Source organism: Bradyrhizobium agreste, assembly GCF_016031625.1.
GTDB classification, from domain to species: Bacteria; Pseudomonadota; Alphaproteobacteria; order Rhizobiales; family Xanthobacteraceae; genus Bradyrhizobium; species Bradyrhizobium agreste.
Window position 1 is genome coordinate 112038 of record NZ_JACCHP010000007.1, and the last position, 12139, is coordinate 124176.

16 protein-coding genes and 1 pseudogene are annotated in these 12139 nt (G+C 65.4%); 9 read left to right on the forward strand and 8 right to left on the reverse strand.

From position 1 onward, the window contains the following. Nucleotides 1-5: 5 nt before the first annotated feature. On the reverse strand, nt 6-392 hold the full coding sequence (locus HZZ13_RS12060) for a hypothetical protein (protein ID WP_197959819.1): 387 nt from the start codon (nt 390-392) through the stop codon (nt 6-8). A 329-nt stretch (nt 393-721) separates the two neighbouring features. On the opposite strand from HZZ13_RS12060, the pseudogene HZZ13_RS12065 reads away from it, so the two are divergent. The 5 genes and pseudogenes from HZZ13_RS12065 to HZZ13_RS12085 form a co-directional block, all read left to right on the forward strand. Further along, nucleotides 722-874, forward strand: a pseudogene (locus HZZ13_RS12065) (nuclear transport factor 2 family protein); the annotation flags it as partial. Nucleotides 875-1243: 369 nt separating this feature from the next. Next, nucleotides 1244-1684 carry a nuclear transport factor 2 family protein gene (locus HZZ13_RS12070; protein ID WP_197959820.1) on the forward strand — a complete coding sequence of 147 codons (441 nt, stop codon included), beginning with the start codon at nt 1244-1246 and terminating at the stop codon, nt 1682-1684. A gap of 346 nt (nt 1685-2030) precedes the next feature. Further along, the gene (locus tag HZZ13_RS12075) at nt 2031-2939 is read left to right on the forward strand and encodes a hypothetical protein (protein ID WP_197959821.1); all 909 of its coding nucleotides are present in this window, start codon (nt 2031-2033) and stop codon (nt 2937-2939) included. A 382-nt stretch (nt 2940-3321) separates the two neighbouring features. Beyond that, on the forward strand, nt 3322-3744 hold the full coding sequence (locus HZZ13_RS12080; protein WP_197959822.1) for a hypothetical protein: 423 nt from the start codon (nt 3322-3324) through the stop codon (nt 3742-3744). Between the two features lie 285 nt (nt 3745-4029). Next, a complete protein-coding gene (locus HZZ13_RS12085) occupies nt 4030-4167 on the forward strand; it encodes a hypothetical protein (protein WP_007614812.1) in 138 nt (45 codons plus the stop codon). 38 nt (nt 4168-4205) lie between these two features. On the opposite strand, the gene HZZ13_RS12090 is transcribed toward HZZ13_RS12085, so the two are convergent. From HZZ13_RS12090 to HZZ13_RS12100, 3 genes are all read right to left on the reverse strand, one after another. After that, nucleotides 4206-4349, reverse strand: coding sequence for a hypothetical protein (locus tag HZZ13_RS12090; protein ID WP_197959823.1), 144 nt, complete (start codon nt 4347-4349; stop codon nt 4206-4208). Nucleotides 4350-4544: 195 nt separating this feature from the next. Continuing rightward, nucleotides 4545-5024, reverse strand: a complete 480-nt coding sequence (locus HZZ13_RS12095; RefSeq protein WP_197959824.1) for a MaoC family dehydratase — start codon at nt 5022-5024, stop codon at nt 4545-4547. After that, nucleotides 5024-5476, reverse strand: coding sequence for a MaoC family dehydratase (locus tag HZZ13_RS12100; protein ID WP_197959825.1), 453 nt, complete (start codon nt 5474-5476; stop codon nt 5024-5026). The genes HZZ13_RS12095 and HZZ13_RS12100 overlap by 1 nt, the downstream gene beginning before the upstream one ends. 175 nt (nt 5477-5651) lie before the next feature. Between HZZ13_RS12100 and HZZ13_RS12105 the strand changes: the two genes are divergently transcribed. Further along, nucleotides 5652-5948, forward strand: coding sequence for a DUF4282 domain-containing protein (locus tag HZZ13_RS12105; protein WP_028134403.1), 297 nt, complete (start codon nt 5652-5654; stop codon nt 5946-5948). A gap of 145 nt (nt 5949-6093) precedes the next feature. Here HZZ13_RS12105 and ychF read toward each other — a convergent pair whose 3' ends face one another. From ychF to HZZ13_RS12125, 4 genes are all read right to left on the reverse strand, one after another. Next, entirely contained in the window at nt 6094-7191 is a 1098-nt protein-coding gene (ychF, locus tag HZZ13_RS12110) for a redox-regulated ATPase YchF (protein WP_197959826.1), read from the reverse strand. Nucleotides 7192-7196: 5 nt separating this feature from the next. After that, nucleotides 7197-7802, reverse strand: coding sequence for an aminoacyl-tRNA hydrolase (pth, locus tag HZZ13_RS12115; RefSeq protein WP_197959827.1), 606 nt, complete (start codon nt 7800-7802; stop codon nt 7197-7199). Nucleotides 7803-7860: 58 nt separating this feature from the next. Next, nucleotides 7861-8586 (reverse strand): 50S ribosomal protein L25/general stress protein Ctc, encoded by a 726-nt coding sequence (locus HZZ13_RS12120; RefSeq protein WP_197959828.1) that lies wholly within the window; start codon nt 8584-8586, stop codon nt 7861-7863. A 223-nt stretch (nt 8587-8809) separates the two neighbouring features. Beyond that, nucleotides 8810-9070 carry an accessory factor UbiK family protein gene (locus HZZ13_RS12125; RefSeq protein WP_197959829.1) on the reverse strand — a complete coding sequence of 87 codons (261 nt, stop codon included), beginning with the start codon at nt 9068-9070 and terminating at the stop codon, nt 8810-8812. A 199-nt stretch (nt 9071-9269) separates the two neighbouring features. Between HZZ13_RS12125 and lgt the strand changes: the two genes are divergently transcribed. The 3 genes from lgt to pgeF are packed head-to-tail and all read left to right on the forward strand — an operon-like array spanning nt 9270 to nt 12018. Next, a complete protein-coding gene (gene lgt / locus HZZ13_RS12130) occupies nt 9270-10115 on the forward strand; it encodes a prolipoprotein diacylglyceryl transferase (protein WP_197959830.1) in 846 nt (281 codons plus the stop codon). 20 nt (nt 10116-10135) lie between these two features. Then, complete coding sequence (locus tag HZZ13_RS12135; protein WP_197959831.1) at nt 10136-11254, forward strand: class I SAM-dependent methyltransferase; 1119 nt, start codon at nt 10136-10138, stop codon at nt 11252-11254. Beyond that, nucleotides 11251-12018, forward strand: coding sequence for a peptidoglycan editing factor PgeF (gene pgeF, locus HZZ13_RS12140; RefSeq protein WP_197959832.1), 768 nt, complete (start codon nt 11251-11253; stop codon nt 12016-12018). Before HZZ13_RS12135 ends, pgeF begins: the two co-directional genes overlap by 4 nt. Nucleotides 12019-12139: the final 121 nt, after the last annotated feature.

Consider the following 12139-nt stretch of genomic DNA (forward strand, 5'->3'; position numbering starts at 1 on the left):
ATCCCTCACCCCACGCTCGCCGTCACGACCGCCATCACCGACAGCAGCAGCACGATCGTTACCAGCTGCAGCGAGGCTACCGGCTGGGTGCGCCAGGCGGTGATCTTGTCGGAGAGCGACAAATGAGCCTCGAAGAATTTCGGCTCGTAGACGGTCTTGAACAGGTGCGGGAAGCTCGGACCCAAGGTCACGGCCAGCATCGCGTGGGCGAGCGAGGCAACCGCGACGAAGATGGCGACGCCGGGATCGCCGACGAGGTCGTGGTCGCCGCAGAGCTTGAGCAGGAAGGCCGCAGCGGCGAAGGTCGGGAAGCTCTGCAGGGTCGCGGTCAGCGCGAGGCCTTCGAGCGCGTTATGCAGGCGGGACTTTCTGGCGGTGGCGATGGCGGCCATGGCACGTCTCCCTGATGACACGCCGATGACAGTAGTCGCCGCGCCGGTGGGGTGATGTGAGATGGGTCACGCGGCGCGGCGGCTTCGCCTCCCCCGCCTGCGGCAGGACTATCGCGTTTGGCCCTTTGCGCGAGCTGAGCGCGCGCCTCGTCCTTCGAGACGACCGCGGAGCCTGTCATCGGGCCGCGCTTCGCGCGGACCCGGTGGCGGTCTCCTCGGGATGAGGCTAAGCAGCATCGGAGCCCGTTGAAAACTGGCGCAGCACCCTCGATCCTCATCCTGACGGCCCGCCAACGGCGGGCGTCTCGAAGGATGGCCACGGGCGAGACATCGTGCAGTTCGACATGGCGGTGTTCTACAGCTTCCGCGGTGGACTGGTGGCGGAGATCCGCGAGATCATCGATTCCTACGACCTGGTGCAACAGGTGCTGGAGCGGGAGATCGGACCGCTGATCGCGGGGGTGCGGATGGATGGGGTGTAGAGGCTATGCGGGCGTCCTTACCTCTCCCCGCTTGCGGGGAGAGGTCGGATCGCTCTTGCGATCCGGGTGAGGGGGTACAGGTCCATCAGCCATCTCACGTGCGGAGAGAGGCCCCTCACCCCAGCCCTCTCCCCGTAAGAACGGGGCGAGGGAGCGCACCGACCGCGGCGACTGGCAGAGACCGGCAAATTACGGGGTTCTATTGCAAATCTCACAAAATCCGTTCAATTGTGCATTGCGAAAACGTGAATTGCGTTTTGGCCGAAATCTGCTAATTTGTGCGTATACAAATGAATTGAGCCCCGGCGCCTGACTGCGCGTGGGGTTGTTTGCCGTTTTTCCGTAAAGCCAGCTTCAGGACTGCCCCAAATGACAGAGCACAGCCTCTGGCGTTTCTCGCGCGCGTTGCACCGCGCGATCAACGACCGGCATTTCAGGGATATCGAGGCCTTGATCGACGAGGACGTCGAATGGGCGCTCTACGGCCCGATCGACATGTTTCCGTTCCTCGGCGCGCGCCAGGGCAAGGATGCCGTGCTCGACGTCATCCGCCAGCTCGCCGACAATTTCCACATCCGCCGCTTCGACCGCGAGAGCATCATGCTGGGCGTCGATTCCGCCGCCTCGATGCTGCGCTATTCGCTGACGGCGCTCGATTCCAACAAGCCGATCAGCTTGCGCGTGGCGCAATTCGCCCAGTTCAAGGCCGGCAAGCTGATCAGCATGCGGGTGCTGATCGACACCTTCGACCTGGTCGAGCAGGCACTCGGCCGCGCCATTCATCTGCCGAAGATGACCAGCGTCGGCTAGTGCATGAGCCGAAAAAGTGCGAGGCGGTTTTCCGAAAAGATCACGCGCAAACAACAACCTGGAGCGCGATGATCATCGCGCTTCAGGGGACGCCAACGGGTCCCGCTGTTCGGGACCGATGACGCGGCGATCGCGACGTCCTGGCCTCCAGCCCCGCCGGATGCCGTCGCATCACGAGCTCGTCATCGGGCGCGCGCCTTTCGCGCGGCCCGTTGGTTCGCGTCCACTTGCGAACCGCCACAATTCCGCAACGATAGATCGGCACTTTCAGCGTCGGAATGGCGCATGGTCAGTGCAGCCGCTATAGAGGAGCGGACAGCATGCGCTGGGGTTCGTGGGCAGGACGATGGAATTCTCGACAGGGTTTGGCTGGACCAGGCTGCCATTGCTGGCGGCCGCATTCATCCTGGGCTCGGTGCTGACGTTACAGGCGCAGATCGTTCCGCCTTTCTCCTTACCGGCATCCGACGACGAGGTCGAGGCGGCGGAAGCCCCCGAGGTCAATGATCCCGACATCATGAAGGGCATCGACGTCGACAAACTCGACTGGAGTCAGCTCGCGGTCGATGCGGGGACCGGCATCGACCCGATGGCCGCCAAGAAGCGCGCCCAGGCCGCCGCCAGGGAAGGGCTCGACTGGTCGTCGAACGCCAATGCCAACGGCTCCTCGGCGGTGACCGTGAAGCAATCCGTGTCCTCGTTCTGGGATGCGCGGATCGGCGCCGACATGACGGTGGCGAGCGAGCCGAGGACGATGTCCGAGCTGCTGGCGCAGAAGGCCAGCAACGGCGGCAGCCTGCCGCAATCCTCGGGCAGCGCCTGGGCGACGGCAACCGCGCCGGGCGCGGGCGCGATCTGGGACAAGACCGCGGTGGAAGCCAGGGTCGATCCCGGCGCCGAGCACAGCAAGATCGGGGCGTCACTGACCAAATCGGTGCCGCTGTCGGGCGACACCTCCCTGACGCTGCAGAACGGCTACAGCGTCAACCAGCAAGGCACCACAGCGGTCCCCGGCATCGGCGGCCACGTCACGCGCAATTACGAGACCGACCAGAGCGCCAAGGTCACCGTGACCGACACGGGCACCAGCATCATCGCCGGCCAGACGCTGTCGACCACCGACGACAAATGGCTGCGCAAGCTCGGCGCGGAGCAGAAGCTGTTCGACAACGTCACCGTATCAGGCTCGGTCGGCGAGACCCCGCAAGGCACGCTGAACAAGAGCGTGACGGCGGGCTTCAAGAAGAGCTGGTAGCGTTGCCTCTCCCCGCGTGCGGGGAGAGGCCGGAATTTGCGACAGCAAATTCCGGGTGAGGGGGACTCTCCGCGAGTCCAACTCTCACCGTGATCGCGGCAGCAGCCCCTCACCCCACCCTCTCAGCGCGAGCGGAGCTCGTCGCGGCTCCGTAAGAACGGGGCGAGGGAGTGAAGCACCGGCCGAGCCGCGCACTCACCTCGCCGCAGCCCCAATTCACACTCCACTAACCATACGCCACGGCAAAACCCCCGAATCGTCCGGCCTTGCCGCATCTCGGCCCATTTGCGGTCAAAATCGGACGCCCTGATGCGGCTTGCCTCACAGACGTCGTCGTGCGGGGGACACTCGCGCTGCGCTCAACGCGAACAGGGGAACAACGATGAACGCCATGCGTCCTGAAAAGGTCGAAGCCACCGAGACCGAAACGGTCGACACCAACCTCGCCGCCGTGACCGAGGTCGAAGCCGGCATCCGCGACTTCGTCCGCAACGACATCGCCTATCTGCGCCGTCCGGCGTCTAGCACCACCGACGCGCCGCCGCTCGATCCGAGCGCCGAAGCCACCGTCAACAACGTCAATTCGCTGATCCAGCGCGTCGCCGGCACCTCGCTCGCCGAGATCGAGAATTTGATCTCCGAGCTCGAGAGCCTGCGCGACCTGCTCCACGCCGAAGGCCAGCGCGTCCAGCGCGAGATCTCCGGCTACGCCCAGCTCAGCCAGGCCGCGATGAAGTCGACCCGCATGATCGCCGACAACGTCGCGCAGTGGAAACGCGCCGCCGACGGCCTGCGCAACAGCTGATCGCCCGCAACCCATCATTGGCTACCGCGTTCCGGAAGGGACGCGGCGGTTTTGATTTGGGTGGTCTCGTGCCCCGGACGCGATGCGGCACGCAGTGACGCGTCGCGGAGCCGGGGCCCATGTCTCAGCATTTCTCCAGTGTGGCCACTGGGTCCCGGCTCTGCGCAGCAGCGTTGCACGCTGCAGCGCGTCCGGGACACGAGACTCCGCTTTGAACCCGCAGCCCCTCCCCGGCGACCAACGCCAAGCGCCCGTGCAGTCATGGCCGGGCTCAGGGGACATGTCATGGAAAGCATTCGGCCCGACACCACGGACCCGATCCCGTTGCGGCCTGCGCCGAATCAATTCGGCACGATCATGCTGCGTTTTGTCGGGCTGCTGGCGGTCGCGATCGCCATCCTGGCGTTCGTCTATAGCCGCTGAGCTGCGGCCGGATGCCGGCCGCGATCGTTAACGGATTCCTACTGGGCTTCCGAGGTCGAGGCTTCCAGCGTGTAGGCGCCATCGGCATAGCCCTTCACCACCATGCCGGCGACCAGCATCACGGCCAGCGTCGCGGTTGCGAAGATGAATCCAACAAATTTGAGTGCGCCGCGATCAGCCATGGTCCTCGTCCCCTGTCGTCTGCCAATTCGTTTCAAATAGACAGCGACAGGTTCATAATTAGTTAGCAACTCACTGGTTCCGCCAAAACGCGGGGTCACCAATGTTGCGCAGGCTTATGGCAGCGACCCGGAATCGCGTCCATAGCGCGCGGGCAACACTCGCGCACTCATTTGCCCAATCATCTTGGAACGGATCTAACCGCGCTTGCGCAGCGGCACGAAGGCAGTCGCGGTGATGGAATAGACCTCCTCGCCGCGCTGGTTGGTGCCGGTTGTGCGGGCCGTCAAAATGCCCCAGCCGGGACGGGAGGCGGAGGTGCGCTTGTCGATGACGACGTTGACGTAGGCAACGGTGTCGCCGGCGAGCACCGGCCTGATCCAGCGCAGGTCGCGAAAGCCCGGCGACGGGCCCCACACCGCGACCTCCTCGCCCCGCGAGGCGGCTTCCCGCGCCAGGCGCTGGCCGTCGGCGACAAGCAGGCTCATGCAGGCCGAGCCGACATGCCAGCCCGACGCGGCGAGCCCACCGAACAGCGAGTTCTTGCCCTCCTCCTCGTCGAGGTGAAAGCGCTGCGGATCGAACTTGGCGGCGAATGTCTTGATCGACTCCGCCGTGAACGTATAGGTGCCGATCTCGCGGCGCTGTCCGATCGCGATGTCTTCGAAGAACCGCATCAGGCCGCTCCCTCGCGCCGCTTGATCAGGATCGGCGAGGTCATCTCGGCGAGCGCCTGCCCCGCCGCGTTGCGCGCGGTGCATTTGAACTTGACGATGCCGAGCTCAGGACGGCTCTTCGAGACCCGCGCCTCGACCACATCGACATCGAGCGTGAGATCGTCGCCGGGCCGCAGCGGCGACAGCCAGCGCACCTCGTCGACGCCGGGAGATCCCAGCGACGCGGCGCGCGTGATGAAGCCATCGGCCATCATCCGCATCATCAGCGAACACAGGTGCCAGCCCGAACCGGACAGGCCGCGCAGCATGCTTTTCGCCGCCGCCTCTTCATCGAGATGCATCGGCTGCGGATCGAACTCGGCGGCAAAGGCCAGGATCTCGTCGCGGGTGACGTGGCGCGGGCCGAACGTTCCGAACCGGCCCGGCCGGAAATCTTCGAAGGTCAGGGTCATCTCGGGAAAGCTTTGCGGGAATGACAGATTGTGGCCGCACTTTGCGGCAATCTCAACCCGCCGGCCCGCATGGCTCGTGCTACATATTTGGGATCGGCCTTGATTTGAGTCGGATCGGTCGACGGCCGAAGCCCGAAGTCCCGATTTGAAGTCCCGATCTGCCTTGGGGAGAGCAATGTTTTCATTCAGCGACCTGTTCCAATGGGACCGCTTCATCACGCCGACAATCATCAAGACCTTCTACTGGCTGGTGATCGCGCTGATCTGCCTGTTCGGCCTCTCCGGCATCTTCTCAGGGTTGGCTGCGATGGCGATCAGCCCGTTCGGCGGTTTCCTGGTGCTGCTGTCGTCGATCGCCAGCGTCGTGGTCGGCATCGTATTCTCGCGCATCGTCGCGGAGCTGATCCTGATCGTCTTCCGCATCAACGAGCATCTCGGCGCGATCCGGGACCAGGGCAGCGGGATGCGGTGAGGCTCTCGTGTCCCGGACGCGGCGCGGCATGCAATGACGCGACGCAGAGCCGGGACCCATGCATCCGCAAACGAAGCTTCTGGGCCCCGGCTCTGCAGCGCAGCGCCGAAGAAGCGCTGCACTGCGTCCGGGGCACGAGATCGGTCTACGTATTAAACCTGAAATGCATCACGTCGCCGTCGGCGACGACGTAGTCCTTGCCTTCGAGGCGGAGCTTGCCGGCATCGCGGGCGCCGGCTTCGCCGCCGAGCGCGACATAATCCTCGTAAGCTATCGTCTCGGCGCGGATAAAACCCTTCTCGAAATCGGTGTGGATGACGCCGGCCGCCGCCGGCGCCTTGGTGCCGCGATGGATGGTCCAGGCGCGCGCTTCCTTCGGGCCCACGGTAAAGTAGGTGATGAGGTCGAGCAGGGTGTAGCCCGCGCGGATCAGGCGATCGAGGCCGGCTTCTTCGAGACCCAGCGTCTCCAGGAAATCGGCGCGCTCGTCGCGCGAGATGGTCGCGATCTCGGATTCGATCTTGGCGGAGATGACGACGGCGACGGCGCCCTCCTTCGCCGCCTGCTCCTCGACCGCCTTGGAGAAGGCGTTGCCGGTTGCGGCCGAGCCTTCCTCGACGTTGCAGACATAGAGCACGGGCTTTGACGACAACAGGCCGAGCATCGAGAACGCCCGCTCCTCCTCCGCCTTGCGCTCGACGAGGCGCGCGGGCTTGCCCTCGCGCAGCAGCACCAGGGTGCGGCCCACGAGATCGAGCTGCTCCTTGGCGTCCTTGTCGTTGCCCTTGGCCTTCTTGGTGAGGTTGTCGACGCGCTTCTCGAGGCTATCGAGGTCGGCGAGCATCAGCTCGGTCTCGATGGTCTCAATGTCGGCGAGCGGGGCGATCTTGCCCTCGACATGGGTGATGTCGGAATCCTCGAAGCAGCGCACCACATGCGCGATGGCGTCGACCTCGCGGATGTTGGCGAGGAACTGGTTGCCGAGGCCTTCGCCCTTGGAGGCGCCGCGCACGAGGCCGGCGATGTCGACGAAGGTCAGCCGGGTCGGGATGATCTGGCCCGACTTGGCGATCGCCGCGAGCTTCTCCAGCCGCGGATCGGGGACGGCGACCTCGCCGACATTCGGCTCGATGGTGCAGAACGGATAGTTCGCGGCCTGAGCCGCGGCCGTCTCAGTCAGCGCATTGAACAAGGTCGACTTGCCGACATTGGGCAATCCGACGATCCCGCATTTGAATCCCACGAGCTTTATTCCTTGCCGTTCTCGTCCTTGGTCAAAAATCCCTTCGCCTGCATGGCCAGATGCACCCTGTTGGCGAAGGTCGCGTCCGTGCCCTTGGCGAGCAGTGCGGCATGCTCGGCGATGGCATCGCAGAGCGTCGCCACCCATTCGTTGTCGGCCTTGGCGAAGTCCGACAGCACGTGGCCGTGCACCAATTCCTTGACGCCGGGGTGACCGATGCCGAGGCGCACGCGGCGATAATCGTTGCCGATATGCGCCGAGATCGAGCGCAGGCCGTTGTGGCCGGCGATGCCGCCGCCGACCTTCACCCGCACCTTGCCCGGCGGCAGCTCGAGCTCGTCGTGGAACACGGTGGTGTCGCCAGGTGCGATCTTGAAGAAGCTCGCCGCTTCCTGAACGCTGCGGCCGGACTCGTTCATGTAGGTCGTGGGCTTGAGCAGGATCACGCGCTCAGTGCCGAGCGCACCTTCCGTGGTCTCGCCCTGAAAGCGGCGGCGCCACGGCGCAAAACCATGACGCCGCGCGATCTCGTCGACGGCCATGAAGCCGATATTGTGCCGGTTGCGTGCGTATTTCGCGCCGGGATTGCCGAGCCCAACAAAGAGTCGCATGACGCGGCGCGCCCCTCGCTCGGCGCGCGGCGAGGAGCCGCGCGCCAGCTTTGAGAGATTACTTCTTCTTGTCGCCGCCGGCGGGAGCCTTGGCGGCAGCGGCAGGCGCAGCCGCGCCCGCAGCCGGAGCCGCAGCACCAGCGGCCGGAGCAGCCGCAGCGCCCGGGGCCGCACCAGCAGCGGCAGCCGCCGCAGCAGCCTTCTGCTCTTCGGCGTAGCCGGACGGCGGCACGATGGTGACGAGGGTCGCGTCCTCGCGGGTCAGCGCCTTGACGCCGGCCGGCAGCTTGATGTCGGCCAGATGCAGGGAGTGACCGATCTCGAGCGAGCCGACATCTGCCTCGATGGATTGCGGGATGCTCTCGACGCCGCATTCGAGCTCGATGGCGTGGGCGACGATGTTGACGGTGCCGCCGCGCTTCACGCCCGGCGAGGTTTCCGCCTTCACCACGTGCAGGGGAACGCTGATGCGGATGGTGGCGCCTTCGCCCAGCCGCATGAAGTCGACATGGATCGGGAAGTCCTTGACCGGGTCGAGGTGGTAATCGCGCGGAATCACGCGGTGCTTCTTGCCCTCGAGGTCGATGTCGACCAGGGTGGTCAGGAACCGGCCGGCAAGGATGCGCTGGCGCAGTTCGCGATCTTCGATCGAGATCGTCAGCGGGGGCTGGTTGTTGCCGTAGATCACTCCGGGCACTCGCCCGGCGCGACGCTCAGCCCGGGCGGCCCCCTTGCCGCTCTTCGGACGTGCGGTCGCCTTCAATTCCTTGACGGTCGTCGCCATGTCGTTAAGTCCTTGTTTTTGCAAAAGTTAATGGGCCGCAAGGCGGCCCATGGCATGGTCCGCAGCAAGCCTCCAGGGGTGCGGGGGCCGCGGACGTGGCGGGCTTTTACCCGGAAGCTGCGGAAATGACAAGGAGAATGGGCTGGCAGCCCTGGGGGTTCTACCCGGGCCCTTACCCTCCCCTGGAGGGCCTGGAGGGGGAGGGTACAGAAGAGACCGCGCTTTAAGTGGGGGTCCCCCCTAGCTTGGCCTCCAGCGCGGCGATCCGCGCTTTCAGCGCCTCGTTCTCCTCGCGCGCCAGGCGCGCCATGTCCTTGACCGCCTCGAACTCCTCGCGCTTGACGAGGTCCATGTCGCGCAGGAATTTTTCGGCCTGGCTGCGCATCACGGAGTCGAACTCGCGCTTGACGCCCTGGGCAGCACCGGCGGCGTCATTCATCAGGCGGCCGATCTCGTCGAAAAACCGGTTGCTGGTCTGGGTCATTGTGGGCCTCCGATAAACTTTGCGCGAACTCGCCGAAAGACAATGGCAATCGGACGGGGCCGGTTCAAGGGCGAAGCGGCGGTATCCTTGTCATGCGCCGGTTTCCTTGCAATCGTATTCAACGTCCCTGCATAAGAGGAATCACGGGGCGTCGGCCGGCGCCCGATCGCCGCGATCCCGCTTGGACATAGAAGGCGCGATGCCGTTTCTGCTGATCGACTTCCCCGCCTTCAACCCGGTCGCGCTCCAGATCGGTCCATTCGCGATCAAATGGTATGCCCTGGCCTATATCTGCGGCATCGTATTCGGCTGGCTCTATGCCCGAGCGCTGCTGAAGAGCGAACGCCTGTGGGGCGGACCGGCACCGATCTCGCTGGTGCAAATCGACGACTTCATCTTGTGGGTCACGCTCGGCATCATCGTCGGCGGCCGTGCCGGCTACGTGCTGTTCTACAACCTGCCCTTCTTCATCGATCATCCCGCCGCGATCTTCAAATTGTGGGAGGGCGGCATGTCGTTCCACGGCGGCTTCCTCGGCTGCGTCGTCGCGGTGATGTGGTTCGCTTATCGGGGCGGCATCTCGATCCTGTCGCTCGGCGACATCACCACCGCGGTCGCCCCGGTCGGGCTCTTGCTCGGACGCATCGCCAATTTCATCAACGGCGAATTGTGGGGCCGCGCCACCGACCCGAGCCTGCCCTGGGCGATGATCTTCCCCAACGATCCGATGCAGTTGCCGCGCCATCCCAGCCAGCTCTACCAGGCTGGCTTGGAGGGCATCCTGCTGTTTGCCGTGCTGGCGATCATGATCCGGTTCGGTGCGCTGAAGCGGCCCGGCATGATCCTCGGCGCCTTCATCCTGATCTATGGCCTGGCCCGCATCGCCGGGGAGCATTTCCGCGAGCCGGACGCGCAGCTCGGCTTTCTCTGGGGCGGATTAACCATGGGCATGCTGCTGTCGATTCCGATGCTTATCGCCGGCCTCATCCTTATTGTATGGGCTGTCAGGCGCGGTGCGCCGACGCCCGTCCAGGCCATTCGTTAATTCATTTCGAGAACATCGCCGTGACCGACCAGCCGCTGCTCAACGAGATCAAGGCGCTGATCAAATCCTCCGGGCCCATGCCGGTCTGGCGGTACATGGAACTGTGCCTGATGCATCCGCGCCATGGCTATTACGTCTCGCGCGATCCGCTCGGCCGGGAGGGCGACTTCACCACGGCGCCCGAAGTGAGCCAGATGTTCGGCGAGCTCTTAGGGTTGTGGACCGCCTCGGTCTGGAAGCAGATGGGCTCGCCGCAATTCTTGCGGCTGATCGAGCTCGGCCCCGGCCGCGGCACCATGATGGCGGATGCGCTGCGCGCGCTTCGCGTGCTGCCGCCGCTCTACCAGGCGCTCCAGATCCACATGGTCGAGGTCAATCCCGTCTTGCGGGAACGGCAGAGCGCGACGCTCGCCAACGTGCGCAACATCGCCTGGCACGACAGCATCGACGAGGTGCCGGAGGGCCCGAGCATCATCCTCGCCAACGAATATTTCGACGTGCTGCCGATTCACCAGATGATCCGCCACGAAAACGGCTGGCACGAGCGCGTGATCGAGATCGATCCCAACGGCAGGCTTCAGTTCGGCGCGGCGCCGGAGCCGACGCCGCGCTTCGACGTGCTGCTGCCGCCCCTGGTGCGCGCCGCCCCGATCGGCGCGGTGTTCGAGTGGCGGCCAGACGGCGAGATCATGAAGCTCGCCACGCGCGTGCGCGACCAGGACGGCGCGGCGCTGATCATCGATTACGGCCACTTACGCAGCGACGCCGGCGACACGTTCCAGGCCATCGCGCGCCACACCTTCGCCGACCCCTTGAAGGCGCCGGGCCAGGCCGACGTCACCGCCCATGTCGATTTCCAGGCGCTGGCGCGGGCGGCCGAGGATGTCGGCGCGCGCGTGCATGGGCCGGTGACGCAAGGCGACTTCCTCAAGCGGATCGGCATCGACACCCGCGCCGCCGCGCTGATGCAGAAAGCTGCGCCTGACGTCGCCACCGACATTTCGGTGGCGCTCAAGCGCCTGACCGATACCGGGCGTGGCGGCATGGGCTCGATGTTCAAGGTGCTCGGCATCTCCGAGCCGCGGCTGACGGGCCTTGCCGGCCTCAGCGATCTCGAACGGGCAGGAGAGGCCTCATGACGATTGCTTCGTCGCTGCTGTCCGCCGTGCCCGGCCTGCGCCATGCCTTCTTCACCCGCGAAGGCGGCGTCTCCGGCGGCATCTATTCCGCGCTGAACGGCGGGCTCGGCTCCAACGACGATCAGGCGCTGGTCGCCGAGAACCGGCGCCGCATGGCCGAACACGTCGGCGTTGCGCCCGAACGCTTCCTCAGCCTGCACCAGATCCATTCGCCCGACGTGCTGATTGCCGAGGCACCGTGGCCGAGCGGGCCGCGACCGAAAGGCGATGCGCTGGTGACGAAAACGCCGGGCATCGCACTCGGCGTCTCCACCGCCGATTGCGGGCCGGTGCTGTTCGTCGATCCGAAGGCGCGCGTGATCGGCGGCGCGCATGCGGGGTGGAAGGGCGCACTGACAGGCGTGCTGGAAGCGACCATCGCGGCGATGGAGAAGCTCGGCGCCACCCGCGGCGGCATCATCGCCGCGATCGGCCCCTTGATCCGCCAGGACAGCTACGAGGTGGGCAACGAGTTCGTCGCGCGCTTCATCGAGGCGGATGCGGAGAACGCCATGTTCTTCATCCCCTCGGTGCGCGAGGGCCACGCGATGTTCGATCTCGCCGGCTACATCCGCATGCGGCTGGAGGCCGCCGGCATCCTGATGATCGACGATCTCGGTCTCGACACCTACGCCGACGAGCGCTTCTTCAGCTATCGCCGCTCGGTGCATCGCAATGAGCCGGATTACGGCCGCCACGTTCACGCCATCGCGCTGGAAGCGTGAACACAGGGGCAACCCCGTGTCATTCCGGGGCTCGCGAAGCGAGAACCCGGAATCCATCGTGCAGCAATTTATGCGGAGAAATGGATTCCGGGTTCGCGCCAAGTAGGCGCGCCCCGGAATG

Excerpts from the sequence above, each read along its gene's own strand:
- HZZ13_RS12060 (WP_197959819.1), bottom strand. The coding sequence starts at position 392 with ATGGCCGCCATCGCCACCGCCAGAAAGTCCCGCCTGCATAACGCGCTC.
- HZZ13_RS12070 (WP_197959820.1), top strand. The coding sequence starts at position 1,244 with ATGACAGAGCACAGCCTCTGGCGTTTCTCGCGCGCGTTGCACCGCGCG.
- HZZ13_RS12075 (WP_197959821.1), top strand. The coding sequence starts at position 2,031 with ATGGAATTCTCGACAGGGTTTGGCTGGACCAGGCTGCCATTGCTGGCG.
- HZZ13_RS12080 (WP_197959822.1), top strand. The coding sequence starts at position 3,322 with ATGAACGCCATGCGTCCTGAAAAGGTCGAAGCCACCGAGACCGAAACG.
- HZZ13_RS12085 (WP_007614812.1), top strand. The coding sequence starts at position 4,030 with ATGGAAAGCATTCGGCCCGACACCACGGACCCGATCCCGTTGCGGCCT.
- HZZ13_RS12090 (WP_197959823.1), bottom strand. The coding sequence starts at position 4,349 with ATGGCTGATCGCGGCGCACTCAAATTTGTTGGATTCATCTTCGCAACC.
- HZZ13_RS12095 (WP_197959824.1), bottom strand. The coding sequence starts at position 5,024 with ATGCGGTTCTTCGAAGACATCGCGATCGGACAGCGCCGCGAGATCGGC.
- HZZ13_RS12100 (WP_197959825.1), bottom strand. The coding sequence starts at position 5,476 with ATGACCCTGACCTTCGAAGATTTCCGGCCGGGCCGGTTCGGAACGTTC.
- HZZ13_RS12105 (WP_028134403.1), top strand. The coding sequence starts at position 5,652 with ATGTTTTCATTCAGCGACCTGTTCCAATGGGACCGCTTCATCACGCCG.
- pth (WP_197959827.1), bottom strand. The coding sequence starts at position 7,802 with ATGCGACTCTTTGTTGGGCTCGGCAATCCCGGCGCGAAATACGCACGC.
- HZZ13_RS12120 (WP_197959828.1), bottom strand. The coding sequence starts at position 8,586 with ATGGCGACGACCGTCAAGGAATTGAAGGCGACCGCACGTCCGAAGAGC.
- HZZ13_RS12125 (WP_197959829.1), bottom strand. The coding sequence starts at position 9,070 with ATGACCCAGACCAGCAACCGGTTTTTCGACGAGATCGGCCGCCTGATG.
- lgt (WP_197959830.1), top strand. The coding sequence starts at position 9,270 with ATGCCGTTTCTGCTGATCGACTTCCCCGCCTTCAACCCGGTCGCGCTC.
- pgeF (WP_197959832.1), top strand. The coding sequence starts at position 11,251 with ATGACGATTGCTTCGTCGCTGCTGTCCGCCGTGCCCGGCCTGCGCCAT.